Genomic DNA, 25063 nt, shown 5'->3' with positions numbered 1-25063 from the left:
GAACGGTTGCACTCCGTTCAGGCTGTCTCTTTTGCTTTTGAATCCTAAGTTGCATGACCTTCTGAAACTGGTTGCCATTCCTCCCGACGAGGTCACTCTTAAACCATCACTCTTAAAATAACACTCATTATGCGGGGGAATTCACTGCCGAATTTAGTCCTACACGACAACGACATGTGGAATTCAGTTTTGCACGCTGTTTCAGATGTCTCTTTCCCTTGTAGAAAAACAGGGCAATGCAGCTTCTTAGTGGCATTATACAGCCTTTTTTCTCCTTCGTAAAGTGAAATGAGTTGACCTTATTCTTGCATTCTCCATGCTTTGACCCATTCTTGAACTTACCTTTTCATTTAACGTGCAGATTGACAGGATAATGTTTCTTGTATTATGATGTTACTAACACATATATGTTGATCTTGAAAAGGGAGCTTTTTGATGAGTAGATTGAATTATGGCCGCCATTTACCGGCTTTTATCCTATTGTTTTTGGCGCAGGAGAGCATGCATGGAGCTATGCTGCTTAATAAAATGAATACGTCCTTGCCTTATATGAAAGCAGACGGGCCGGCTATTTACCGGGCACTGTATGAGCTGGAAAAATCGGCCGCAGTTGAAGCTTGCTGGGATACGGAAAATCCGGGAGCTGCGCGAAAATGCTATACCATAACCGCGAAGGGCCATTCCTTGCTGCGGGAATTTAAGCTGGATATTGAGGAAAGAAAGAAGAATCTTGAGTATTTTCTGGCCCAATTTGACCGGCTGGATACTAAGATATAGGTGGTACAAGATGGTATCAGGCTTTTTATATGCAGTTGCCGGTGTATTATTATTCGTTTCCTGGCTGAAAGACAGAGACAAAACTAAACAAAGCCTCCGGATTGCCTGGAAGTCGTTTGACAAACTGCTGCCTACGGTGCTGGCCATGATGCTGTTTGTCGGGATCTCGCTTTCTGTCATCAGTCCAGGCGTTATTACAACACTGATTGGAGCGGAATCGGGAATACCCGGTGCGGTGCTGGGGTTAATCATTGGTTCGGTGGTGACCATTCCCAGTTTTGTGGCTTTTCCGCTGGGCGGAGCTTTGCTTAAGGCCGGGGCTGGCTATATGCAGGTGGCCGCACTGATTTCAACAATTATAGCGGTCGGGCTTGTGACGCTGCCGACAGAGATTGCCTATTTTAATAGGAATATCGCGGTAAAACGCATTATTTTATCGTTTGTGGTTTGTGTTATCTTTACTGTTGTGATCGGGCTGGTGATGTAGCGTGGCGATATGGAAAGCTTATAAATGGACGGCGATATTTCTCATAATACAAATTGCTATCTTTTTTGTCGATCATACTACCGGCAAAAATGCGGCGGTAATCACGCTGTCGAACTTGCGGGAAATGCTGTTATTGGTTCCACCGATCTTTATTGTTATGGGACTGATGGATGTTTGGGTGCCCAAGGAAACCTTGATAAGATATATGGGCCACGGTTCAGGCTTAATGGGGCTGCTGATCGCCTTTGTGCTGGGAACGGTGGCGGCAGGACCCTTATATGTGGCTTTTCCAATGGGACTTTTGCTGTTAAAAAAGGGAGCAAGGTTGTCGAATGTAATATTTTTTTTAGGTGTCTGGTCAAGTACTAAGCTTCCGATCCTGCTATTTGAGGCAGTGTCGCTCGGCTTCAACTTCACCTTGATCCACATAGGTGTTAGTGTTCCACTGTATCTCCTTACGGCTTTTTATATCGAAAGGTCGGTTTCGCCGGAAATGGTAGCTGATATTGTTGCCAGGGCAGAGTAAGACAAGCGGTACTTGCCAAGCAGTGACAGTCATTAGGCCGTGATCAAAGATGTATGGGCCGGTAATTTTCCCCGATTCTTCGGCGGCACGCTTGTAAGAAAATAAGGAAGATAGACAGCGAAAAAGGCATTCCCCAGAGGGAGATGCCTTTTTGTATGGACATTTATGTATGCTGGCAATTGTGGCCGGCCGTAGCGGCGTGATCATGATTGCAGGTTGTGGGCTTGGTGACCAGATCGCCCTGAAGATAGCGGATGATTAAATTCTCCGGTGTGTCGGATGGTGCGCCGCAAACGGTCTCGATGCCCAGTTTGCCTAATTTCAGTTTGGCGCCTTCCCCCAGACCGCCGGCAATGACGGTACGGCAGCCTTGCTCGGCAAGCCAGTCGGGAATGACACCAGGGGCGTGGGGCGGCGGAGTCAGGCTTTCATGTTGTACGACTTGCTGTTCCCGGACGCTGAAAATGGAGAAAGTCTTGCAGTGACCGAAGTGATCACAAAGCGTTCCGTTGGTGACGGGGACGGCGATTTTTAATACTTCCCCGTTTATCGCCGGGCGTTTATTGAGTTGATAAAGCAGTTGGACGACAATATGCTGCAGGTCTTTTTGTGTATGACTTTGGCTGCTGCTGATTGCCTCGCCGGTGTCGCCGGCGACGACAATGGCCGGGTCAAGCGGCAGGCGTCCTAAGAAGGGAAGTCCGGCCGCTGCGGCTGTTTTCTCGCCACCACCGCTTTTGAAGATATCATGGCGGCTGCCGCAGGACGGGCAGACGAAGCCGCTCATATTTTCGATGAGGCCGGCAATGGGCAGCTCTACTTTCCGGCAGAACTGAATGGACTTGCGGACGTCGGCCAGGGCAATTTCCTGTGGTGTGGTGACGATGACAGCCTGGCAGCCGACGACGGTTTGCGCGATGGTCAGGGGCTCATCGCCTGTTCCCGGCGGGCTGTCGATGATGAGAAAATCCAGCAGCCCCCAGTTTACATCGCCCAGAAATTGGCGGATCATGCCGATTTTAAAAGGTCCGCGGCAGATTACGGGATCGTCGCGATGCTCCAGTATGCCTTGGACGGTAACGACCTTCAGCGTCGGACTGTATTCGATAGGCAAAAGCTGCTCGCCGTCGGTCAGCAGTGGCTGTTCAGTCAGGCCGAGCAGACCGGCAATGCTGGGGCCGTGGACATCGATATCCAGCAGTCCTACTTGGTAGCCTTGCTTGCTGAGCGCTACGGCCAGATTGGCCGCGACGGTGCTTTTGCCGACACCGCCCTTACCGCTCATAACCACGAGCTTGTGGTCGACCTGGTCTAAAAAGCGGTTAATCCGCTGGGTTTGTTCATCAAATTCCTGGTTTGTATGAGAATTACAGGTCATAGATAGGTCATCTCCTTTTTTAGTAGTGACAGAAAAAATCTGGTAGGGGAAGCAGTTTCTAACATTGCTTTTGGTAACTTAGGCGCCGGGCTGAGCACGCTGCTTATGAGCCTCCAAAGCTTGCGCAAATTGGTCCATGCAGGAGGTGCCGTTACGGCAGAGGTTGCCTCTGAAGGTTTGAATGACTGTATCCACCGGCATTCCCTGTACCAGCAGGCTGAGGGCTTTTAGATTCCCCGGACAGCCGCCGCTAAACTCGACATGTGTAACCCGGTCATTTTCTACGGAAAATTGAATTTTTTTCGGGCAAATACCTGTAGGAATGTAGGTGTTCATGGAACAAGTCTCCTTATCTGATTAGTTTGCTTGGTTAGGTACCCACTGATTAATCCATGCTGCGCAGCTTGTGAAATAGGGGCCGTATTTGCTCCCTTGCCAGCGAAAAAATCTCGCGCCAGGCCGACAGGATCATTTAATCAGCGGTTACCCAGGGAATCCATGACGAGATTGCAGAGGACGCTTATTATGAAATATATTTCATAATAAAACTAAAAAAATAGCTAAGCATAGTTGCTGCGGGTCAGGTGATTTCCAGTCAACCGTTTCCGGTATTACGGCAGCGGGCTGTGCGCGGCTTATTTATCCTCCCGTTTTACCGTGCTTGCCTGACAGACCGGACAGACCAATTCCTGACAGCGCTGGCCGGTACCATGGGGCAGTGACCAATGGTGCCCGCAGGTTTGGCACAAAAAATCACGGGGCGTTTTTTGGCAGGTATGGGCGATCTTAAAGCTGCCGCCATCCACCCGGAGGGCACAGCCTTGCCATAGGGCTGCGGCAATTTTCTGGTGCGCCCGGTTAACAATGCGGTGAAAGGTGGGACGCGATATGGCCATGCGTTCGGCGGCAGATTTTTGATCCAGCAGCTCAATATCAGCAAGGCGGAGCGCTTCCATTTCTTCAATGGTCAGGATGACTTCCTGTAAACTGCGCAGGGGTTTGCCGACCGGTTTGTAATGCGTGACCGGCGGAAGTTGTTCAATTTGCCGTTCTTTGTGCGGTCGTACCATAATACTCCTCTTTTGAAATATATTTCATAATTAGTTATAGCGCAACGGAAGATACTTGTCAAGTAAATGTAGCGAAAAAGCTAGGCGAAGCTTCACTGTTAAAATTTAATTCGTCCAATGCAGGAATTACTCGCCGGGGAGTATTCCACTGGTTTGAAACACCCTGGGAATTTGACTTTTTTTCCGGAGAATGATAGTATTAAACGTAATATATGGATATTTTAATTGAAGGAGGCTAGCCTATGGAAATCGACGCTTCGAGCTATGCGGAACGGGCGGAATTGTTAAAGGCCTTGGCCCACCCGCTGCGGCTGTGCATCGTGCGTGGCCTGATCGAGAAAAACGGCTGCAATGTTACGCATATGCAGGACTGCCTGAGTGCGCCGCAATCAACCATATCCCAGCATCTGCAGAAGCTGCGTATGGCCGGAATTGTGCAGGGGACGCGCAATGGCACGGAAATCAAGTATAGTGTATGTGACCAACGGGTTGTTGAATTAATTCGGATATTGTTTCCTCAATGAGAGACAGCCATACAGGGGCATAGCGCAGGGAAGACGCCGGTGATGGGAATTTTCGGCGGTGTGGCCAGCGTGGCTTCGGCAGCGACCAGGCTGCAGGCATCTGAATAGATTTGAGGAGATCGTTCTTTCCGAGCGGGACGGGCATATCTCATTTGCCAATTGCGGTCTGCCATACTATATTGAACGGAGGTATTCACCAATGCCAGCTTCGGGACCTTTGACCGGAATGAATATATCCTGCTGGCTACCCGCACGCAAGGCGAGTTTGCCCAGGGCGCTTTGCCGGGCGCGGTGAACATTTCGGCCGACAGTATTCGCGCCGGTATACAGGAACTTGATAAAAACAAACGGGTCCTGGTATACTGCGCGGTTGGTATACGCCTATATTGCAGCGCGGATTTTGCAGCAGCATGGTTACCGCGTAAAGAGCATGGCCGATAGCTACACATCGGTGCTGCATTCGAAATAACGTAAAAACCATAGCGGTGGAAAGAAGCACAAAGCCTGATCCTCAGGCGGCGGGCTTCTTTTTTATTGTCTGGGATTTCTGATTGACATTTTCTGCTGTTTCTATTACTATTAAATTGTAATATATGAATAATTAGATTTAATGTTTTTATACTGTTCATAAAAAGCAGAAGGCAGAAAGGCGGGAGGATGCTATGGCAAGAAGGATATCCCGGTTTGTATTGTGGGGAGGGCTGTTGGCCGGCCTGACGCTGCTGGCAGCCGGCTGCGGCGGGCCGGCCAAGCCGGTTGCTGCCGATGTTAAGAAACTGGCGGGACCGATTACGGTGACGGTCGTGCAGATGGCACCGGCCGAGCGATATTATGAAACGGCAGGGACGGTAAAGGCCCATGTAGTCAGTAAAGTGGCGCCGAAGATCATGGGAGCAGTGACCGCGGTATATGTACAGTCCGGGGACTTAGTGCAAGCCGGCCAGGTCTTGGCTGAGTTGGCCGACACGGAAATTCGTCAGCAAGTGGCGGCGGCGGAAGCCGGTTATCGGGAGGCCGATAAGGGTTTGCAACTGGCCGAGCGGAACCGTGCGCTCCAGGCGGTTACTTATGAGCGATATGAGACGCTATACAGGCAGGCAGCTATTTCGCGTCAACAGGTGGATGAAATTCGCACGCAGCATGAGCTGGCCCAGCTTGCCTATGAACAGGCGATGGACGGACGGGACCGGGCCGGTGCCATTTTGGCTGAGGCTAAGGCTGGCAGTCGTTTGGTTGCACCGGTTAGCGGAGTTGTGACCGAAAAAAATCTGGAGATTGGCAATATGGTGCAAGCCGGAGTGCCGGTCGTTACCGTAGAGGACAATCGCGCTTTCCTGGTCGAATGTTACGTGGCGGCTGGTTCGGTGGATAAGGTTCAACCTGGGATGGCGGCCTGGTTTGATACGGCCGGTGGCAGAACCATCGCCGGTACGGTGAAGGAGGTCGTGCCGGCCGTCGATGTAGCCAGCCGTTCGGCACTGGTTAAAATTTCCTTGGCTGATCGGACGGTAAAGACCGGAGAATATGGCAAGGTCCGGTTCCTGCTTGACCGGCAGAATATGTTGTCTGTGCCGCAGACGGCGGTAATTGCCAAGGGACAACTGACCGGCGTCTATGTACTGGATGGGCAGGAGCGGATTTGGTACCGCCTGGTGCGTCTGGGCCGTCAGTATGGCAGTGTGGTGGAGATCATCAGCGGTCTCCAGGACGGTGATCTGGTTGTCACTGGCGGGATGGAATACGCGACCGACGGCGCGCTGGCCGGGGAGGTGAACCGGCTATGAAAGGGCTGGGTTTTGCCGGCAGGATAGCCAGTTATTTTATAAATTCCAAGCTGACGCCGATTCTGGTGGCAGCAGCCTTGCTGCTCGGCATTTTTGCCGTTACCCTGACACCGCGGGAAGAGGAGCCGCAGATTGTTGTGCCGATGCTGGATGTGATGGTCAGCTATCCGGGTGCAACAGCCGCCGAAGTGGAAAACCGGGTAACAACACCGATGGAGCAGCTATTATGGGAAATACCCGGCGTGGAATACGTGTATTCCATCGCCAAACCGGGCAGCAACCTGACCATTGTCCGCTTCAAGGTCGGTCAGAGCGCCGAGGACAGTCTGGTTAAACTGTATAATAAGCTAATGGCCAATTATGACCGGATACCACCCGGAATGTCGCAGCCTTTGGTTAAAATGCGCTCTATTGATGATGTGCCGGTACTGGCACTTACTTTGTGGAGCGACAAACCTGGCTACGACGGCTATGAACTGCGCCGGGTAGCGGCGGAACTGGCTGCCGAGCTGAAAAAGGATGAGGCTGTTTCGGAAATCAATATAATCGGCGGACAAAAGCGCCAACTTCGCATCCAGCCTGATCCGGTGCGGCTGCAGGCTTATCATTTGACCTGGGACCGGATTGGCGGGGCGGTTGCCGGGGCCAACGCACTGCTAAGCAGCGGTAATATCCAGCAGCAGAACCGGGAAGTGAAAATGGAGACCGGCCGGTTTTTGAGCAGCGCTGCCGATGTGGAACAGATTGTTGTCGGGGTGTATGACAACCGGCCGGTTTATCTGAGACAGGTGGCGGATATTCTGGACGGTCCCGGTGAACCTGACCAATATGTATTCATGGATGTTGGCGCCGGCGGTGCCTTAAAGGGATTGAGCGCGGCAGGGCCGGGGCCGTATGAGGCCGTCACCCTGTCTCTGGCCAAGCAAGCGGGCGCCAATGCCACCGTTATTGCCGAACGGGCCCTGGCGAAGGTGGAGCGGTTGCGCGGCGGCATTTTGCCTGCCGGTGTACAGGTCACGGCGACCCGCAACTACGGAGACACTGCCAAAGAAAAATCTGATGAGCTGTTAGAGCATATGCTGATTGCCACCGTATCGGTTGTTATTCTGATCGCGCTGACGCTGGGCTGGCGGGAAGCCGGCGTAGTCGGTGTGGCCGTGCCGGTGACGCTGGCCTTGACGCTGCTGATTAGTTATTTGCTGGGGTATACACTCAACCGGGTGACGTTGTTTGCCCTGATTTTTTCCATCGGTATTTTGGTGGATGACGCCATTGTGGTGGTGGAGAATATTCACCGGCGGTTTACGCTGGCCGGCCGGGCCGATCAGGAAACCGCCGTTCAGGCGGTCGATGAAGTTGGCAATCCGACCATTTTGGCTACCTTTACCGTGATTGCCGCGCTGCTGCCGATGGCCTTTGTTTCCGGTCTGATGGGACCATATATGAAGCCTATTCCGGTCGGCGCTTCCGCGGCTATGCTGTTTTCCCTGCTGGTGGCTTTCATGGTCAGTCCCTGGCTGGGTCTCCGTCTGCTTCGTTCGGCGGCGCATCAAGCACCGCACAGCGGCAGACCGGGTGCTGTTCAGCGCCGCTATGCCGCTGTCCTGCAGCCACTGCTGGACTCGGCCGCCAAGCGACGGCTGGTATTGGCCGCTATCGGCGGTCTGCTGGTCTTGGCGCTGTTGACCATCCCGCTTAAAGGGGTGGAGGTGAAAATGTTGCCTTTTGACAATAAAAGCGAACTTCAGGTAATTATCGATATGCCGGAGGACAGTACGCTGGAACAGACGGCAGCGCTGACCAAGGCCTTGGGCGCGTACTTAAAGACGGTGCCGCAAATCACCGATTTCCAGAGTTATGTCGGAACAGCGTCACCCTATAATTTTAATGGTCTGGTACGGCATTATTTTCAGAGGTCCGACGCTAGCAGCGCCGACATTCAGGTGAATTTTGCCGCTAAGAGCGACCGCCGCGAGCAAAGTCACGAACTGGCGAAGCGCCTGCGACCTGAGTTGGAGAAGATCGGCAGCGCCTACCGGGCACGGCTCAAGGTGGCGGAGGTGCCGCCAGGACCGCCGGTGCTGAGCACTTTGGTGGCGGAAGTATACGGGCCGTCGCAAGCCGGACAATTGGCGGTTGCCCGGCAGATTCGCGATATTTTCAGACAGACCGATGGTGTGGTCGATGTGGACTGGTACGTGGAGGAGGACCAGCCCAAGGTCTGGTTTGATGTAGACCGTGAAAAGGCCGCTTATCATGGCCTTAGTACGCAGGCGGTGGCGAGCGCCTTGCAAGCGGCTGTCAGCGGCAGCCGTATTGGTCTGGCGCACCTGCCTGCGGAGAAGGAGCCGGTGGAGCTCTTTTTGCGCCTGCCTTATGTCGAGCGTGCAGAGCTTACGGCAGCTTCCCTGGAGCAGCTTTCGTTGACCGGCAGCAATGGCGCGTTAGTACCGTTGTCCGAGCTGGTGCGGCAGCGGGAGGGTATGGAGGAAAAGACCATTTACCATAAGAATTTAAAACCCGTTACCTATGTAATCGGTGATGTGGCCGGCAAACTGGAAAGCCCGGTCTATGCCATTCTGGCCATGAAGGATAAAATCGCCCAGGTCAAAACGCCGGAGGGCTATTCGATTCGCCAGTATTCTGCCGAATCGCCCTGGCTGGGAGACACCTATGCCATGAAATGGGACGGCGAATGGCAGATTACCTATGAGGTGTTCCGCGATATGGGAGTTGCCTTTGCCGCCGTGCTGGTTTTGATTTATGTGCTGGTAGTGGCCTGGTTCAAGAGCTTTCTGACGCCGTTGGTCATTATGGCGCCCATTCCGCTGACCTTAGTCGGTATTCTGCCGGGACACTGGCTGTTCGGCGCCTTTTTTACCGCCACCTCAATGATTGGGTTTATTGCCCTGTCGGGGATTATCGTCCGGAATTCTATTTTGCTGATTGACTTTGCCCAGGCGTCGCAGCGGGAAGGAAAATCGCTGAGGGAGGCATTGCTGGCGGCTGGCGGTGTGCGGTTCCGTCCCATTGTGCTGACGGCGGCTGCCGTGGTGGTCGGTTCCTTTGTTATGTTGTTTGACCCGATCTTTCAGGGTCTGGCGATTGCCATGATGTTCGGCGCCGTGGCGGCAACCGGACTGACCCTGCTTGTGGTACCGCTGCTCTTTTATGAATTCTTTGGACGAAAATCTGGCTGAGTGCGCCGGTACCGGTATCATCCCCGCCAGCCTTACTAACAGGCCTGGCGGGGATTGGTCTGTCAAGTTGTGTAGTTCCTGTCTTTTCTGGAGTTTTACGAAAGGCGACGCCTCCCCGAGAAAGAAGGAACCTTTGGCGGCAAGGCGAATAAAATAAAGTAGTAAGCTATCCATTTAGTACTTTACTTTATTCGATATATCGTATAAACTAAATATAACAATATAATGTTTAATAGATTTGTTTATAATAGCGAGGAGGATGCAACTATGGGGAAAAAAGTGATTATTGTCGGCGGTGTGGCCGGCGGGGCATCGGCTGCCGCCCGCCTGCGCCGTCTGGATGAGCAAGCCGAGATTATCCTGCTGGAAAGAGATGAGCACATTTCGTTTGCCAATTGCGGTTTGCCTTACTATATCGGCGAAACCATCCGGGAAAGGGATAAGCTGCTGGTGCAAAAACCGGAAGCCATGCGGGCGCGGTTTGCCATCGACGTACGGGTGAACAGCGAGGTGACGGCTATTGAACCGGCGAGGAAAATGATTCGCATCAACAGCCGGGAACGGGGCTGTTATGAGGAGAGCTATGACGTCCTGCTGTTGTCGCCGGGGGCTCAACCGCTGCGGCCGCCGATTCCGGGTATCGACAGCTCGCGGATTTTCACCCTGCGCAACATACCGGACACCGACCGCATCAAGGCGGTGGTAGACCGGGATAACACACAGCGGGTGGCGGTCATCGGCGGAGGCTTTATCGGCGTGGAAATGGCGGAAAACCTGCGTGAGCGCGGTCTTGCCGTAACGCTGGTGGAGGCGGCGCCCCATATTCTGCCGCCCTTTGACAGTGATATGGCTTTATTGATCGAACAAGAACTGCGGGACCACGGCGTAACCGTTCAGGTAGGGGATGGTGTGGCGCACTTTGCGGAACAGGCTGACGGGCTGCTGGTTACGCTGCAGAGCGGCAGGCAGATTGTTGCCGATATGGTGGTGCTGGCTATCGGTGTGGCGCCGGCCACCGGTTTTCTAAAGGACAGCGGCGTTGCTCTGGGCAAACGGGGCCATATTCTGGTCAATGAGCATATGGCGACCAATCAGCCGGATATTTATGCTGTTGGCGATGCCGTGGAGGTTGTGGATTTGGTGACCGGTCAGCCGGCTGCCGTGCCGCTGGCCGGTCCGGCCAATAAGCAGGGGCGCATTGCCGCCGACAATATAGCCGGTATTCCCAGTGTCTATAAGGGGACGCAGGGCACGGCCATCTTAAAGGTGTTTGATCTGACGGCTGCCGCTACCGGTAATAACGAACGAAGCTTAGCACGCCTGCAGGTGCCGTATCAGGCTATTTATGTACACCCCAATTCCCATGCTTCCTACTATCCGGATGCACTGCAACTAACTATCAAGCTGTTGTTTGGCGACGATGGTAAAATCCTTGGCGCCCAGGCGGTAGGACCGGAGTCGATTGATAAGCATATTGATGTGCTGGCTACCGCTATCCGCCTGAAAGGCACGGTCCAGGATCTGACCGAGCTGGAGCTGTCCTACGCCCCGCCGTACTCGTCGGCGAAAGATCCTGTCAATATGGCCGGCTTTGTTGCCGAAAATATTCTGACCAAGCGGCTGGAGGTATTCACCTATGATGAACTGGCCGGCTTTGATCCGCAGACCACCGTGCTGGTGGATGTCCGCTCTCCCCTTGAGTTTGCCACCAATGCGCTGCCGGGCGCGGTCAACATTCCGACCGATAGTCTGCGCAGCCGCCTTGCTGAGTTGGATAAGAACAAGCTGATCCTGACTTATTGCAAGGTCGGCCTGCAAAGCTACATTGCCGCCCGCATTCTCAGCCAGCACGGCTTCCGGGTCAAGAGCATGAGCGGCGGGTATAAGGCGGCAGCCCCGCGCCTGGCTGAAGGGCAGCCGCCGGCTGAGGTGACGCAGCCTGCCGCGAAGCCGCCTGCTGTACCAGCGGCAACGGCTGAGCCGGATCTGGTGCTGGATGCCTGCGGTCTGTGCTGCCCCGGTCCGTTGTTGCGGGTAAAGGAAGCCATGGACGGCCTGGCAGTGGGGCAGATTTTGCTAGTCACGGCCTCGGACCCCGGTTTTTTTGAGGATATTAAGGCTTGGTGCCTGCGGACCGGCCACACGCTGCTGTCGCTGCAAAAAGAAAAGAACCGGATTGTGGCCCGCCTTCAAAAGCAGGCAGCGGTGCCTGGCGCCGCCCCGGCCTGCACTGCGCCGGCGAAAGATAATAAAACCATCGTCGTTTTCAGCGGCGATCTGGATAAGGCTATGGCCGCCTTTATTATCGCCAACGGCGCCGCCTCCATGGGAAAAAAAGTAACCCTCTTCTTTACCTTCTGGGGACTGAACATTTTGCGCAAGCCGGAAACGGTGCCGGTGGCCAAGGGCTTTCTGGACCGCATGTTTGGCTGGATGATGCCCCGGGGCAGCAAAAAACTGACCCTGTCTAAAATGAATATGCTGGGGATGGGCACGGCGATGATGCGAATGGTTATGAACAATAAGCAAGTGGCTTCGCTGGAGGAGTTGATGAAGAGTGCCATGGCCGCCGGGGTGGAGATTGTGGCCTGTCAGATGTCGATGGATGTCATGGGCTTTAAGCCGGAAGAACTGCTGGACGGCGTAAAAATCGGCGGTGTGGGTTATTATCTCAGCGAGGCGGAAGACGCCAATGTCAATTTGTTTATTTAAGGGCCGTCTAAAATGACCGGATGCGCTGTGTGGCTGTGGCCGGATTGATTAACGGGTGTTGCCACTTTTCAGAGGACGAAGCCGGACAGAGAACAGAGAAAGTACGCCGCTTGGCCGATGCCAGGTGACGTACCTTCTTTATTTGCTTTTAATTAGGTGTGGTTACAGTCCTGGCAGGAAGAAGCCGGGGACGCCGGGCTGGCGGCGGGAGTACCGGCAATCAGTTCGCCCCGCAGATAGCGGAGCGCCAGTTGCTCCGGCGTAGCGGCCGGTGCTCCGCAGATCACTTTGATCCCCAGTTCGGCCAGTTTGCTTCTGGCTGCCTCGCCCAGACCGCCGGCAATGACGGTATGACAGCCCTGTTCGGCCAGCCAGCCGGGAATCGCGCCTGGCTTAGGGGGCGGGGTAAGCTCTTCCTGCTGTACGATCTGTCCCTTTTGGGCGCTGATTATGGAAAATACCGCACTATGGCCAAAACGCTCTCCCAGCTTTCCGTTGTCGGTGGGGATGGCGATTTTCAGCAGCCCGGTCTCTGTCGGAGTCGGGTTGCCGAGCTGCTGGAGCAACTGATCGACCAGGTGCTGCATATCTGTCTGTGTTTGATTATGGAGGCTGGCAAGGGCTTTACCGCTGTCGCCGGCCGTGACAATGGCCGGGTCGATGGGCAGGCGTCCTAAAAACGGCAGTCCGGCCGCGGCTGCCGTTTTTTCGCCGCCGCCGCTTTTGAAAATATCGTGGCGACTGCCGCAGGAGGGGCAGACAAAGCCGCTCATGTTTTCGATAATGCCGGCAATGGGGAGGTTGACCTTCCGGCAGAATTGAATGGATTTGCGGACATCGGCTAAGGCGATTTCCTGCGGGGTAGTAACAATGACGGCCTGGCAGCCGGTGACGGTCTGTGCGATGGTAAGCGGCTCGTCACCGGTTCCCGGCGGGCTGTCGATAATCAGAAAATCCAGCGGCCCCCAGTCGACATCGCCTAAGAATTGGCGGATCATGGTGATTTTGGCGGGGCCCCGGCAGATGACCGGATCATCGGGTTTGTCCAGGAGACCTTGGATGGTCACTACCCTCAGGGTCGGACTGTATTCGATGGGATAGATTTGCTCGCGGTCAGTCAATAACGGCAGGTCGTTCAAGTCGAGCAGACCGGCAATGCTGGGACCGTGCACATCAATATCCAGCAGGCCCACTTGGTAGCCCTGCTGACTGAGTGTTACGGCCAGATTGGCTGCTACAGTGCTCTTGCCGACGCCGCCTTTGCCGCTCATGACAATCAGTTTTTTAGTTACCTGATCTAAAAAACGGTGAATCCGTTCGGTTTGGGCAGCGAATTGCTGTGTAGGATTGGAATTACAAGACATGGACAGGTCATCTCCCTTTCTTGGTGAACATGGCTATTTCAGCGGGTTTGCCTGCTTGGCGTAGGCCGGGCTAGAGATTATTTTTGCGATATTATGTTTGTCGGGCGAGTTGTAATGCGGGAAAGGTGCTCGCTTATAGGTTTCCAAAGCCTGTGCCGATTCATCCATACGATTGTGGAGTGCTTTCCTGAATTGAGGTGAATGGAAGTTGACTGGAAATTTCTATTCCGTTATAATTTAATTGATAACAAAAATCATTATCGATTAAATTAAGCGATAACACCGGGGAGGGCAATAACATGGTTAAACAAAAGCTGGAAGGCGTTTCGGAAACGCTGTTAATTCCCCTATGGGCCAGAGCGGTGGAAACGAAGCGACCGGAGCCGATTATCCGGGATGACTTAGCCGTTCAGATGATGGAAAAGCTAGAGTATGATTTTGTAAAATTTGAAAAGGCCAGGCTGTCACAGATAGGGGTGGCGATCCGGACGGAACTGCTGGATAAAGCGGTCACTGCTTTTTTGGCCAAGCAGGCCGAGTCCGTTGTGATTAATCTGGGTTGTGGGCTTGATACCCGCTTTTTCCGTGTAGATAACGGCCGTGTTCACTGGTATGATCTGGATCTGGCCGAGCCTATCCGGCTGCGCCGCCAGTTTTTTTCCGAAACCGACCGGTACCGGATGCTGGAAAAGTCCATATTTGATCCGGCTTGGCCGCAGGCAATCCAGCGGGACGATAGGCCGGTATTAATTATTGCCGAAGGTGTGCTTATGTATTTTACCGAGCCGGAAATAAAAGAGTTGCTTGCCAGACTGGCCAGCGAGTTTCCCCAAGCGGAAATGCTGTTTGAAATCTTATCGCCCCTATTGGTAAAGAACAGCCGGCGCCATGACAGTGTCAGTAAAACGAATGCTTCCTTTCAATGGGGCGTAGCCAGTGGGAAAATGGTGGAAGCTTTGCACGAAAATATCAGGTTTCTGGAAGAATGGAATTACTTTGATTATCACCGGAACCGTTGGGGCTGGTTTGGCTGGCTGGCCTTGATTCCGGCTGGCAGACGGTATTTTAATAACAAAATTGCTCATTTGCAATTTGTGTAAGCTTACCTATAAATAAGGCGTTATGGTTTCTTCCCTACCGCCGCGAGATAGATGACAAATTCGTCGTTCCCATCCAGACCCAGTAACCGGTCGACCAGCGCTTGATCGTATATTCCGATGGCACAGGTTCCGGCGGCGATGGATTCACTGGCTAAATACAGGTTTTGGCAGACATGTCCGATATCTATCAGGATTTTTTTGTGGGCGGTAATATCATATTTCCACTCCGACCGGTAGGGCGTTGTACTCCAAAGAAATAACACCGCTGCTTTATTGGCAAAGTTAGGGACAAATGGCTGGTCCAGGGTAATCTCGTCTATTTTGTTTTCCAGCTTATCCAGTTCAAACATAAATAAGAGCTTATGCTCTATCGGGAGGTAGCGGTATACTCCTTTTTGGATATTTGCCACATTTCTAATCAACAGGTAGCTTTCAAAGGAATGGGTCGCACCGCTGCAGGGAACTGTTCTTAGTGTAAGGCCGGCTTTGTTCGTGCCGGTGATGCCCTGGGTCGCCCATAGAAGATAGGATAATTCGTCGAGGCTGAGCGGACAATCACCGTAAAGTCTGGTACTTCTTCGTTCTTTTATGCAAGTAAAGATATTTTTACTTGTCAGGGTACTTTCGCTTACTGCCGGGAGATCAATCAATTCGGCCTGCAGTTCGTAAGGCTTTACCTTTACCGGCTGGGGCAGACCCTTCTTTGCATCGGTTGTTATTTTCTTGAATTCGGCAAAGTTCGATTTTAAAAAGCTTCTGTGTTGATCAAATTTATCCACTTGACGCCAACTCCCTTAGCTGTATTTATAGTTGATGTATTTTCCGCATAGGAACTGGTAAATCCTGCTTGATTAACGATATGTTGTTATATATTTTTTTATATACACTATATATGGTGGTTGCGCTGTGCTTTAGCCAGTCTTGTATGACGTCCGGCCCTTTTGCCCGGAGAGAACGGCTCTGCTGGAAAATAGTGCAGCTGGAGCCGGAGGAATTGACAGAGGAAGCAGGGCTTGTTAGTATATAGAATATAAACTGCATTTTCCGGTGATGGAGTTCGCCGTAAAAGCGCGTAAGCGCTAATGACTCCTGCAGGCTAAAAAGCCTGCAGGAGTCATTTTTTTTTATAGGCGCCGATGATGTGGTCGTCAAGCGTGGGGAATGAAGAATAGCGGCTTGGTACTTTGCTGTTGATGGGTTACCGTGTCTGCCGGTAAGAAACAGGGGTTTAAACAGGGAGGTGTTTTTATGAGCTTTAGTATACTGTTTGCGGAACATGCCGGGCATTTGCGAAGGGAAATCAGGGAAGAACCGGCTTTTTTCCGGGATTTGAATCTGGACCAGATTGTGGAGGCCATCACGGCCGGCAAGCAGGAATATGATTTAAAACCGTTTTTTTATATTGCTCTGCCTGATGAGGAAGCCGTCCGGTATCGCCAGGAAGTCATGCAGGAGCTTGGCAATCAAACTCTATTGGCCGCTATCCGTTCGTTCGCGGACAATATGCGGGCTATCCGCGGGTATCTTGGCTCCGTCGAAAAGCTCTATTATCATTACCATAAAGCGGGTTGGTTTCTCGAGGCAGTAGACCGGTATTGCGCAGCCGTTACCCGTTTGGCAGAGGACTTGAACGCTGCCGGGTTACGCTCCCGCGGCTTTTTAGCTTTTCGCGAATATGTTGCGGCCTATGCCCGCGCCGAAGAGTTTAGGGCGCTTGTAACGGAGACCCGGGAGCTTAAGGCCGAATTAACTGCCATAAGATATTGCCTGCTCATCAAGGATGGTGCCATCAAAGTTCGCCACTATGAAGCAGAGGCGGATTACAGTGTTGATGTGGAAGAAACCTTTGCCAAGTTTAAGCAGGGAGCGGTACAGGATTATAAAGCGAAGTTTGCCAGCGGGGTGGGCATGAACCATATTGAAGCGCAAATATTGGATTGCGTAGCCCAATTGAATCCCGACAGCTTTGCCAGGCTCGACGCTTTTTGCGAAAAATATAGCCGATTTCCCGATGAGACATTGGTTATGTTTGACCGGGAAGTACAATTTTATATGGCTTACCTGGAACATACTGATCAGCTAAAGCAGGCGGGCCTGCGGTTTTGCTATCCACAGCTTTCCGCTACCTGTAAGGAAATTTACAATTACGACGGGTTTGATCTGGCTCTGGCCGCTCAACTGGTTGGCCGGAAGGCAGCCGTTGTGTGTAATGATTTTCACTTACAGGGCCGTGAACGGATTATTGTGGTAACCGGTCCGAACCAAGGCGGCAAGACAACCTTTGCCCGTACGTTTGGCCAACTGCATTATCTGGCTGGGTTGGGCTGTCCTGTTCCGGGGCGGCAAGCAAAACTCTTTTTGTGCGACAGGTTGTTTACGCATTTTGAAAAAGAAGAAGACATCAACAATCTGCGCAGCAAACTGCAGGATGATTTGGTAAGAATTCATGATATTCTTGACCGGGCTACGGCAAACAGCATCATTATTATGAATGAAATCTTTACCTCCACCACGTTGAACGACGCCGTGCTGTTGGGCAGGAAGATTATGCAGCGAATCATGGAACTGGATTTGTTGTGTGTTTGTGTAACCTTCATCGATGAATTGGCCGCGTTAAGCGAGCAAACCGTGAGTATGGTGAGTACCGTAGTGCCCGACGATCCGGCCAGGCGAACGTACCGGATTGTGCGAAGGCCTGCCGACGGCCTGGCCTATGCTATATCTATTGCCGAAAAGTACCGGCTTACCTATCGCTTGCTAAAGGAGCGCATACCATCATGAAAGCTTTTCTTATGTATAGGGACCGTGACTTTAATTTGCAACAGGCCCTGCCGGCCAATGCTGACGACCTGGTGCAGGATCTGGAATTGACTACGTTGTTTCAGGCCATGGCTTCCGGTGATCAATTTCTCTTTGATGTGGCCAGGAAAAGCCTGTTGTGCGGGACGGAGGATATAGACACTATTCTTTATCGCCAGGCTATTCTTAAGGATTGTCTGAACAATCCTGCTGTGGTCAGAAAGATGTACCTTATTGTCACAGAGGCCATGGAGGAAAAAAAGAAAAAGCTCTATTTCAGCATTTTCGGCCGCTATCCGGCAGGCATTCTGTATAGCGCACGGGAAGCCCTGCAACTGTTTCTGGCCTGGCTGAAACAACTTAAGCAGCTGGCTGATGAATATGCCGGTAACTTTGAATCGGAGGGCTTTCGGGTGCTTTTTGCCATGCTTCGGCAAGAGCTTGCTGATGACTATTTTGCCCTGGTACAGGAGCATTTGCGGCACCTCCAGTTCCGTAGCGGCGTGCTGGTCAGCGCTGCGCTGGGCAAGGGCAACGAGGGGACCGGCTACACCCTGCATAAGGTCCAGGATAAAAAGCAAAGCTGGCTGGAGCGGCTCTTTGCTCAGCAGCCGCCGGCCTATACGATCCATATCCATGAGCGGGATGAAGCCGGTGCCAGGGCGCTGGGAGAGTTAAAGGACCGGGGGATTAACCTGGTTGCCAATGCCCTGGCCCAGTCTGTGGAGCATATCAACAGTTTTTTTGCCATGCTGCGGACGGAACTGGCTTTTTATGTCGGTTGCTTGAATTTGCGGGAGAAACTTGCCGCCAAGGAGGAGCCGGTTACTTTTCCCGTTCCCGTAGCCAGCCAGGAGCGTTGCCTTTCCTTTAAGGGGCTGTATGACATTTGCCTGACCTTGCTCCTGGCGCAGCGGGTGGTAGGCAATGACGCGCAGGCCGATCAGAAAAACCTGGTGATGATCACCGGCGCCAACCAGGGGGGCAAGTCGACCTTTTTACGCAGTATCGGCCTGGCTCAACTGCTTATGCAGTGCGGGATGTTTGTACCGGCAGAAGCTTTCTGTGCCCGCGTGTGCAGCGGTCTGTTCACGCACTATAAGCGGGAAGAAGACACGGCGATGACCAGCGGCAAACTGGATGAAGAGCTTAGCCGGATGAGCGGTATGGTAGACAATATCAGGCCCCAGTCCCTGATCCTGTTCAATGAATCCTTTGCCGCGACAAACGAACGCGAAGGCTCGGAAATTGCCAGACAGATCGTGTCCGCCTTACTGGAAAAGCACATTCAGGTGTTTTTTGTTACCCATCAATATGCGTTGGCCCATGGTTTTTATGAGAAAAAGCTGGATAACGCGATTTTCCTGCAGGCCGAGCGGCAAAATAGCGGAGAACGGAGCTTTAAAATAGTGGAGGGCGAACCGCAGCCCACCAGTTTTGGGGAAGACTTATATACCGGAATATTTGGTGTAACAGCTGATGTTTTAGAAACTACCGGTTAGGGGGTACGGGCGTATGAACAAAAAGGATGGTGCCTATGTTGCCGCAGCGCGGCCGGCTGACCCGGAAGATGCCGCGCCGGTTAATCCCGATTTGGCCAAGCTGCGGGGCTATACGCAGGCGAAATTGTTCCTGGCCGAGCAGCTACGGCTGCAGCGCGAAGCTCTGACAACGCTGGGCCGGGAAGAAAGCGGGCGACGGTGCGGGGAGCTATTGGTAAAGCTAGCGGAAGACCGGTTCATACTGGCCGTAGTCGGCCAGTTCAAACGGGGCAAGAGCTCGCTGATGAATGCGATCATTGGGCGCGAACTGCTGCCTACCGGTGTGCTGCCTCTTACCTCGGCGATAACGGTGCTTAAGTACGGCGCTACGGAACGGTTGGTGGTTCGCCGGGAAAATTCGCTGTTCCCCGATGAACTGCCTGTTGCGGCGCTGGCCGACTATGTTACCGAAAAGGGTAATCCGTCCAATCAAAAAAAGGTAAAGACCGCCACGGTCGAATTGTCTGTTCCCTTTTTGCGGCGCGGCGTTGAATTTGTTGACACACCGGGTGTCGGCTCGGTCGTTGCGGCCAATACGGCAACCACCTACGGCTTCTTACCCGAATGTGACGCCGTATTGTTTGTCATTAGCGTGGATACGCCGCTGACCAGTCTGGAGCTGGCCTTTCTCCGGGAGATCCGGGAATATGTGAACCGGATTTTCTTTGTTGTGAATAAGCTGGATCTGGTGAGTCCTGCCGAACAGGAGGCGGTACTAACGTTTGTGACCGATACCATCCGGCAACAAACCGGGGGCGCTGCGATAAGGGTCTTTCCCGTTTCCGCCCGGCAGGGACTTGCTGCCCGGCTGACCGGTGACCTGGCCGGCTATGAACAAAGCGGTATGAAAGCGCTGGAAGAAACCCTGGCTGCTTTTCTGGCGGAGGAAAAGTCGCAGGCCTTCCTGGCGGCGGTGCTGCATAAGGCGCTGCAAATAGGGGATGCGGCGATGGAGCAGGATTTCTGCCAGGAAGCCGCCGGACCGGGGGATAGTGGACAGGCCAGAGAAAAGCCAGCCGGTACGGCCCGGCGCGATAGCTCTGCTGTGGCGCTGGTCATGGCTGTGCAGGCAAAACTGGCGGCTTTGGCTAAACGGATGCAGGAAAATCAGCCGGCAGCGTTGTTAGCCGGCGACTTTCTGCCAGGGATACCGTTATCCGCCGAGGCAGTAAATCCGGCGGCCTTCGCCGTGCCGGCACCCGCCCCGGCAAAGCGCTTGCCCGAGTTGGGGGGCAAGGGCTGCCCGGTGTGCCGGCATTTGGAGAACTATGGGCGGGAATTCTTCCGCCGCTGGCAGTACCAGATCACCATGCAGGAACAGGACCAGGCCGGTTTTGCCGCGGAACTGGGCTTTTGCCCGCTCCATACCTGGCAGCTGCTCGCCTTAGCTTCGTCCCACGGCGCTTCCGTCGGTTATGCGCGGCTGGCTGAAGAGGCCGCCCGCCGTTTGCATCGGATCAGCGACGGGCCAGCCAGGGAGGAGAAGCTGCGGCAACTGGTGCACGATTCCCGGAATTGCCGGGTCTGCCGGCTGCTCCGCCAAGCCGAGGCGGATTATATCGGGCAGCTTGCCGTCTGGCTTGGCGAAGCTGCCGGGCGGCGCTGGTATCGACGTTCCCAGGGCGTTTGTCTTCGCCATCTTAGTTTACTGGTGGCGGCTGTTGCCGCAGACGATCAGCGGTTTCTGATTGATCATGGGGCGCAGCGGTTTGAAGAGGCGGCGGAAGATATGCGCAGCTATGCCCTGAAGCATGAAGCGGTCCGCCGGGAGCTGCAGAACCGTGATGAGGAGGAGGCTTACCGGCAGGCGGTCATCCATCTTGTCGGTGAACGGTATGTGTGTATTCCCTGGCCGGAGGACGGAATCCTATGAGCGGACCACGTATCCAAGCTGCCCTTGGCAAATTGCGGGCCTTGCGCGAAGGGGACGAGGCGATAGCCGAGCTGATCGACTGTGGACAAGCGGCTGTGGGGCCGCTCCGTGAATTTTTGTTCAGCCGTGAGCCCTGCGGCCTATTTCAACCGCGCTGTCAGGCTGTAGAGGCTTTGGTCAAGCTGGGGGCCAAAGCAGTACTGCTTGAATTTTTAACCGCTCCGCGAAGTTTCGCTGATCCTGTGGAACAGGCCGGTGAGGATGCCGTGTTGAGTTTTGTTGCCCGTGCGTTGACTCGCTGGCCGGACGATGCGACCTTTTTGCTATTGTTGGCGGTGGCAAAACACAAGCTGCTGCCGGGTATTGTGGATGCTTTGGGTGAGTACCGCCGAATGGACGCCCTGCCTGTTTTGGCTGCCGCCCTGGCTGAGGACTTTTGCCGGTCGGCGGCGGAAACGGCTTTTCGCAAGCTGGGGCCGGCCGCTTGTTCCTGTTTGCTGTCTTTGGCCGTTCGGACAGTGCCTTTGGCGGATGTGGAACTCGAATCCAGCCTTCGGCTCCGGCGCAGTGCGCTGAATCTGTTTGATGAGCTATACCCGCGCCAGGCAGTACCCCAAACGGTGTGGGAACTGGTGCTGGATGCTGATATCCAGGTTGCCTTGACCGCCTGCTCCATCTGTCTGGCGAGAGACTCCGGCGCTGGACGGGAAAAAGTGCTGCTGCGCCTGGCCGAACTATGGGAAAGCGGTGACTGGGCGGTTCGTATGGCAGTGGAGGAGTTATATTAGCAAGATGTGCTCCCGTATTCGGGTTACAGGTTTAATAAAGCAGGTTCAATAGAGCATTGACTGAATTGTTTGACTATTGTACAATGAATATATAATAGGTATAGGAAAAGGCGATGGAGTTCGCCATAAATCCAACCGAGGATAATGACTCCTACCATATGCGGTAGGAGTCTGTTTTTTTGTCTTAAAAAGCGTGTACCGTCTATTTATTGTACGTTACAGAATCCATATAGGGAGAGGGGAGCCTTGCAGCGGTCAAGCTAGAGCATTTAAATATAAGAAGAGGCGATGGAGTTCGCCATAAATCCGATCAGGAATAATGACTCCTACCATATGCGGTAGGGGTCTATCTTTTTGTCTTAAAAAAAGCGTGTACCGTCTGTTTTTATTGCCGGCGACGGTGAAGTCGCAAGGGAATGGCGGCGGAGCGAAGGGCAGTGCTTTATAGAAAGGGGATGATAATCTGGGGAAAGGGAACCGTGAACCGTAAGAGGCAACAGACTGAGGGGGTGGTGCTTTAGCTGGTTTTACATGGATTAGTGGGTGATAGTAAGAAATCATATTTTTAATCAATAGAAGGAGGAGACAGCATGCGTGATTCTGTTTGGGGAGAATATTTAGCTGAAGTGATAGGGACTGCTTTTTTGATCATGGGCGGTACCGGGGTCGCTGCCATGGCGATTTTGTACGGATCGTTTAGTGGGGACTATTGGGGTATATGTGTCTTATGGGGATTAGCCGTAACCTTTGCCGTTTATCTTGTCGGAGCCATATCGGGCGCGCATTTAAATCCGGCGGTGACTATTGCCTTTGCCATATATGGCGGGTTCCCCTGGAAAAAAGTATTTGGTTTTATTATTGCCCAGGTGATTGGGGCGTTTATCGGCGCGGCAATTACCTATCAGTTGTATTCTCCCGTTATTGATGCGTATAATATTGTGCACAATACTACCCGTGATGCGGCGCAGGGACTTACCACGGCAGGTGTCTTTTTTACCAGTCCCAATGCAGGAATTACAACAGGCCATGCGTTTATTGACCAAATTATATTAACGGCAGCCCTGGTAATAGGCATACTTGCTATTTCGGACAAATGGAATACAAACAGTCCCGGTGCCAACACAGCTCCCCTGATGGTTGGCCTGCTGGTGGCATTAGTCGGTGGTTTTGGCGGGCAGTTAGAAGCCTGGGCTATTAATCCTGCCCGTGATTTGGGACCGAGACTGTTTTGCTGGTTAATGGGCTGGGGACAAAACGCGTTTCCCGGTATCCAGGGTTATTGGTGGGTGCCGTTGATTGCTCCCGTGATTGGCGGTATTCTGGCCGGAGCTATCTATAGCTTTCTTTTGCAGCCGTTTATGCCGGGAAACCCGGAGCGTGTTAAAGCGGCAGGCATTATGAAGAAGGCTGAAGCCAACTAAATTTAAAGAGGGTAGTTGCTGCGTACCCGTCATCGTTCGTATACCTGCGGCAGGTTTATATTGACGATGGTCCAGGCAGCCTGGTATAATAGGTCCATAATTCAATTAACAGCGGCGATGGAGTTCGCCTCACCCTTTTTGCAGACGCTAATGACTCCTACCACTTAAGTGGTAGGAGTCTATTTTTTTGCCTTGCGCTTGATAGTGACAATAAGTCTTGTCCCTGGGAGGCAGGAAAAGTGCTCAGAAAATAGGTAGCTTGTTGAAAGATCAGACCAGCTTTGTAGCCCAATCGGTTCGCTCAGGAGTAACTCCAATTTGGTTTTTTTAGTAGTCTAGCCAGAGGACGGCGATGGAGTTCGCCATAACCCCGCAGTGAAAGTAATGCGGTAATAACTCCTACTTTACTATTACTATGGCCAGGGCCGGTAAGCTTATTACTGGTCCTGGGCCGGGAAGGAGGCAATTGCAGAGGGGATAAAGTTTTTCCGTTATTGCGTAGTGTTAGCTATGAGCCTCGTTGTCAAAGCTTTGTTCAAGTGAATGAGCTTTGCGGCGGCATGGAGGTTTTGCCCGTGCCGGAATCGGCGATAACACCCTGCAGTTAAGTGCGTGTCTCGGAGTGAAATGATGCTAGGCGAGACTTTGTTATGGTGGCTGACGGAGGCTGTGGAGTGGATTGGAGGAGTAAGTAGCATGTTGCAGCTTGAGCTGGAATATCTGTTTAATCTTATTTTCTTTGCCATATCAATATTTTTGGGGTTATGGCTGATGGAGAAGGTTGGTAAGAAACGGTCCGGTATTTGGCAAGACCGGGCGAGGCTGGCCGTTGTGCTGGCCTTCGGCGCTACCCTGCTGCATTTGGTTGTCCGTGCGGCGGTTGCGCTGGCTTATATCGTAGGGCTTCCGGCGAAACTGTAATGCGAATAGGATATGAGGTCAATGGGAAGGAGGAATCTTGGTGCCTAAAATTGCAAGTAAGGCTAAGCGCTTGCGAATTTATATTGGCGAGGATGACCACCGGAAACGGCGGAATTTGTATAACTCACTTGTGGAAAAGGCAAAAGAACTGGACATGGCGGGAGCAACCGTACTGCGGGGAGTGATGGGCTATGGGGCGAATAGCCGGATTCATACAGCTACCCTCCTGGATCTGTCCAGTGATTTGCCTGTTTTGATTGAGATTATCGACAGTGAGGAGTATATTGCCAAGCTGCTGCCCTTTTTGGATGATGCGTTGGAAGAAGGAATGGTTATGATTGATGATGCGGAGGTTATCAAATATGGCCGCCAGTTCTCCAAGGAGCAGTAGCGGAGTTAATTGTTTGTGTTGGGTTGCAGCCTTTTGAGAAGAGGACCTGTGTGACATGGTGGCGTAGCGGCTCAGTATCGTGGACGGATTTCTAGGGAACCGCTGATTTAATAAACCTGCCGGCCTGGCGAGAGATTTTTTCGGCTGGCAAGGAAGTAAAACCGCAGGAATAGCGGTCCCTATTTCAAGGTTTTGCTGACGCAGCCAGACGGAAAAAGATCCGTCAGGATGTGCATTGTAAATAAATTAGTGATTCCCTAGCTGCATGGCTGAGAACAGGTGTCGCCAAACTGTTCTACCGATGAAAGATTACATGCTATACGAGGGAGAGTGGAGAAAGTGATTTCTGTACAGTTGCCTAATGGCAGACAGTATGAATTCCGCCATGCGGTATTTGATTTTAATGG

20 protein-coding genes, 1 pseudogene and 5 riboswitches are annotated in these 25063 nt (G+C 52.8%); of the genes and pseudogenes, 16 read left to right on the top strand and 5 right to left on the bottom strand.

Annotated elements, in window-relative coordinates; genetic code table 11:
• Positions 1-435 precede the first annotated feature (435 nt).
• Genes F3H20_RS17720 through F3H20_RS17710 form a run of 3 tightly spaced genes read left to right on the top strand, consistent with a single transcriptional unit; the run spans position 436 to position 1790 of the window.
• The gene (locus tag F3H20_RS17720; protein WP_149736189.1) at positions 436-777 is read left to right on the top strand and encodes a PadR family transcriptional regulator; all 342 of its coding nucleotides are present in this window, start codon (positions 436-438) and stop codon (positions 775-777) included.
• Positions 778-787: 10 nt separating this feature from the next.
• On the top strand, positions 788-1264 hold the full coding sequence (locus F3H20_RS17715) for a permease (RefSeq protein ID WP_149736188.1): 477 nt from the start codon (positions 788-790) through the stop codon (positions 1262-1264).
• Between the two features lies 1 nt (position 1265).
• Positions 1266-1790, top strand: a complete 525-nt coding sequence (locus tag F3H20_RS17710) for a permease (protein ID WP_149736187.1) — start codon at positions 1266-1268, stop codon at positions 1788-1790.
• A 163-nt stretch (positions 1791-1953) separates the two neighbouring features.
• On the opposite strand, the gene F3H20_RS17705 is transcribed toward F3H20_RS17710, so the two are convergent.
• The 3 genes from F3H20_RS17705 to F3H20_RS17695 all read right to left on the bottom strand — a co-directional run bounded on the left by F3H20_RS17705 (position 1954) and on the right by F3H20_RS17695 (position 4238).
• A complete protein-coding gene (locus F3H20_RS17705; protein ID WP_149736186.1) occupies positions 1954-3168 on the bottom strand; it encodes an iron-sulfur cluster carrier protein MrpORP in 1215 nt (404 codons plus the stop codon).
• Between the two features lie 78 nt (positions 3169-3246).
• A complete protein-coding gene (locus tag F3H20_RS17700; RefSeq protein ID WP_149736185.1) occupies positions 3247-3504 on the bottom strand; it encodes a TIGR03905 family TSCPD domain-containing protein in 258 nt (85 codons plus the stop codon).
• A 299-nt stretch (positions 3505-3803) separates the two neighbouring features.
• Positions 3804-4238 carry a DUF134 domain-containing protein gene (locus tag F3H20_RS17695; RefSeq protein WP_149736184.1) on the bottom strand — a complete coding sequence of 145 codons (435 nt, stop codon included), beginning with the start codon at positions 4236-4238 and terminating at the stop codon, positions 3804-3806.
• A gap of 242 nt (positions 4239-4480) precedes the next feature.
• On the opposite strand from F3H20_RS17695, the gene F3H20_RS17690 reads away from it, so the two are divergent.
• From F3H20_RS17690 to F3H20_RS17670, 5 genes and pseudogenes are all read left to right on the top strand, one after another.
• Positions 4481-4762, top strand: coding sequence for an ArsR/SmtB family transcription factor (locus F3H20_RS17690; protein WP_149736183.1), 282 nt, complete (start codon positions 4481-4483; stop codon positions 4760-4762).
• Between the two features lie 231 nt (positions 4763-4993).
• Positions 4994-5203, top strand: a pseudogene (locus F3H20_RS20490) (rhodanese-like domain-containing protein); the annotation flags it as partial.
• Positions 5204-5424: 221 nt separating this feature from the next.
• Positions 5425-6546 (top strand): efflux RND transporter periplasmic adaptor subunit, encoded by a 1122-nt coding sequence (locus tag F3H20_RS17680; protein WP_149736182.1) that lies wholly within the window; start codon positions 5425-5427, stop codon positions 6544-6546.
• A complete protein-coding gene (locus F3H20_RS17675) occupies positions 6543-9746 on the top strand; it encodes an efflux RND transporter permease subunit (RefSeq protein ID WP_149736181.1) in 3204 nt (1067 codons plus the stop codon). Before F3H20_RS17680 ends, F3H20_RS17675 begins: the two co-directional genes overlap by 4 nt.
• A 267-nt stretch (positions 9747-10013) precedes the next feature.
• Positions 10014-12458: a DsrE/DsrF/DrsH-like family protein gene (locus tag F3H20_RS17670; RefSeq protein WP_149736180.1), complete on the top strand. Its 2445-nt coding sequence runs from the start codon at positions 10014-10016 to the stop codon at positions 12456-12458.
• Between the two features lie 152 nt (positions 12459-12610).
• On the opposite strand, the gene F3H20_RS17665 is transcribed toward F3H20_RS17670, so the two are convergent.
• Positions 12611-13822, bottom strand: a complete 1212-nt coding sequence (locus tag F3H20_RS17665) for an iron-sulfur cluster carrier protein MrpORP (RefSeq protein WP_149736179.1) — start codon at positions 13820-13822, stop codon at positions 12611-12613.
• A 299-nt stretch (positions 13823-14121) separates the two neighbouring features.
• Between F3H20_RS17665 and F3H20_RS17660 the strand changes: the two genes are divergently transcribed.
• A complete protein-coding gene (locus F3H20_RS17660; protein ID WP_149736178.1) occupies positions 14122-14922 on the top strand; it encodes a class I SAM-dependent methyltransferase in 801 nt (266 codons plus the stop codon).
• Between the two features lie 20 nt (positions 14923-14942).
• Here the strand turns inward: F3H20_RS17660 and F3H20_RS17655 are convergent, their stop codons facing one another.
• Positions 14943-15701: a SagB/ThcOx family dehydrogenase gene (locus tag F3H20_RS17655; RefSeq protein ID WP_149736177.1), complete on the bottom strand. Its 759-nt coding sequence runs from the start codon at positions 15699-15701 to the stop codon at positions 14943-14945.
• Between the two features lie 258 nt (positions 15702-15959).
• A riboswitch (Fluoride riboswitch) is annotated at positions 15960-16021 on the top strand.
• A 149-nt stretch (positions 16022-16170) separates the two neighbouring features.
• Between F3H20_RS17655 and F3H20_RS17650 the strand changes: the two genes are divergently transcribed.
• The 7 genes from F3H20_RS17650 to F3H20_RS17620 all read left to right on the top strand — a co-directional run bounded on the left by F3H20_RS17650 (position 16171) and on the right by F3H20_RS17620 (position 24656).
• Complete coding sequence (locus tag F3H20_RS17650; RefSeq protein WP_149736176.1) at positions 16171-17703, top strand: MutS-related protein; 1533 nt, start codon at positions 16171-16173, stop codon at positions 17701-17703.
• Positions 17700-19223, top strand: a complete 1524-nt coding sequence (locus tag F3H20_RS17645; RefSeq protein WP_149736175.1) for a MutS-related protein — start codon at positions 17700-17702, stop codon at positions 19221-19223. The genes F3H20_RS17650 and F3H20_RS17645 overlap by 4 nt, the downstream gene beginning before the upstream one ends.
• 13 nt (positions 19224-19236) lie before the next feature.
• Positions 19237-21135, top strand: a complete 1899-nt coding sequence (locus tag F3H20_RS17640; RefSeq protein WP_149736174.1) for a dynamin family protein — start codon at positions 19237-19239, stop codon at positions 21133-21135.
• Positions 21132-21923 (top strand): hypothetical protein, encoded by a 792-nt coding sequence (locus F3H20_RS17635; protein ID WP_149736173.1) that lies wholly within the window; start codon positions 21132-21134, stop codon positions 21921-21923. The genes F3H20_RS17640 and F3H20_RS17635 overlap by 4 nt, the downstream gene beginning before the upstream one ends.
• A 100-nt stretch (positions 21924-22023) precedes the next feature.
• A riboswitch (Fluoride riboswitch) is annotated at positions 22024-22084 on the top strand.
• Between the two features lie 114 nt (positions 22085-22198).
• Positions 22199-22259, top strand: a riboswitch (Fluoride riboswitch).
• 254 nt (positions 22260-22513) lie between these two features.
• Complete coding sequence (locus F3H20_RS17630) at positions 22514-23344, top strand: MIP/aquaporin family protein (RefSeq protein WP_149736172.1); 831 nt, start codon at positions 22514-22516, stop codon at positions 23342-23344.
• A gap of 104 nt (positions 23345-23448) precedes the next feature.
• A riboswitch (Fluoride riboswitch) is annotated at positions 23449-23511 on the top strand.
• Positions 23512-23683: 172 nt separating this feature from the next.
• Positions 23684-23753, top strand: a riboswitch (Fluoride riboswitch).
• A gap of 287 nt (positions 23754-24040) precedes the next feature.
• On the top strand, positions 24041-24265 hold the full coding sequence (locus tag F3H20_RS17625; protein WP_149736171.1) for a hypothetical protein: 225 nt from the start codon (positions 24041-24043) through the stop codon (positions 24263-24265).
• A gap of 40 nt (positions 24266-24305) precedes the next feature.
• On the top strand, positions 24306-24656 hold the full coding sequence (locus F3H20_RS17620) for a DUF190 domain-containing protein (protein ID WP_149736170.1): 351 nt from the start codon (positions 24306-24308) through the stop codon (positions 24654-24656).
• Positions 24657-25063 lie beyond the last annotated feature (407 nt).

Source organism: Propionispora hippei DSM 15287, assembly GCF_900141835.1.
GTDB lineage: Bacteria > Bacillota > Negativicutes > Propionisporales > Propionisporaceae > Propionispora > Propionispora hippei.
Note: the sequence above shows the minus strand (reverse complement) of the source record. Positions and strands in the feature narration are given on the sequence as shown.

Coding starts and splice junctions, on each gene's coding strand:
- F3H20_RS17720 (WP_149736189.1), top strand. CDS start 436: ATGAGTAGATTGAATTATGGCCGCCATTTACCGGCTTTTATCCTATTG.
- F3H20_RS17715 (WP_149736188.1), top strand. CDS start 788: ATGGTATCAGGCTTTTTATATGCAGTTGCCGGTGTATTATTATTCGTT.
- F3H20_RS17705 (WP_149736186.1), bottom strand. CDS start 3,168: ATGACCTGTAATTCTCATACAAACCAGGAATTTGATGAACAAACCCAG.
- F3H20_RS17700 (WP_149736185.1), bottom strand. CDS start 3,504: ATGAACACCTACATTCCTACAGGTATTTGCCCGAAAAAAATTCAATTT.
- F3H20_RS17695 (WP_149736184.1), bottom strand. CDS start 4,238: ATGGTACGACCGCACAAAGAACGGCAAATTGAACAACTTCCGCCGGTC.
- F3H20_RS17690 (WP_149736183.1), top strand. CDS start 4,481: ATGGAAATCGACGCTTCGAGCTATGCGGAACGGGCGGAATTGTTAAAG.
- F3H20_RS17680 (WP_149736182.1), top strand. CDS start 5,425: ATGGCAAGAAGGATATCCCGGTTTGTATTGTGGGGAGGGCTGTTGGCC.
- F3H20_RS17675 (WP_149736181.1), top strand. CDS start 6,543: ATGAAAGGGCTGGGTTTTGCCGGCAGGATAGCCAGTTATTTTATAAAT.
- F3H20_RS17670 (WP_149736180.1), top strand. CDS start 10,014: ATGGGGAAAAAAGTGATTATTGTCGGCGGTGTGGCCGGCGGGGCATCG.
- F3H20_RS17665 (WP_149736179.1), bottom strand. CDS start 13,822: ATGTCTTGTAATTCCAATCCTACACAGCAATTCGCTGCCCAAACCGAA.
- F3H20_RS17660 (WP_149736178.1), top strand. CDS start 14,122: ATGGTTAAACAAAAGCTGGAAGGCGTTTCGGAAACGCTGTTAATTCCC.
- F3H20_RS17650 (WP_149736176.1), top strand. CDS start 16,171: ATGAGCTTTAGTATACTGTTTGCGGAACATGCCGGGCATTTGCGAAGG.
- F3H20_RS17645 (WP_149736175.1), top strand. CDS start 17,700: ATGAAAGCTTTTCTTATGTATAGGGACCGTGACTTTAATTTGCAACAG.
- F3H20_RS17640 (WP_149736174.1), top strand. CDS start 19,237: ATGAACAAAAAGGATGGTGCCTATGTTGCCGCAGCGCGGCCGGCTGAC.
- F3H20_RS17635 (WP_149736173.1), top strand. CDS start 21,132: ATGAGCGGACCACGTATCCAAGCTGCCCTTGGCAAATTGCGGGCCTTG.
- F3H20_RS17630 (WP_149736172.1), top strand. CDS start 22,514: ATGCGTGATTCTGTTTGGGGAGAATATTTAGCTGAAGTGATAGGGACT.
- F3H20_RS17625 (WP_149736171.1), top strand. CDS start 24,041: ATGTTGCAGCTTGAGCTGGAATATCTGTTTAATCTTATTTTCTTTGCC.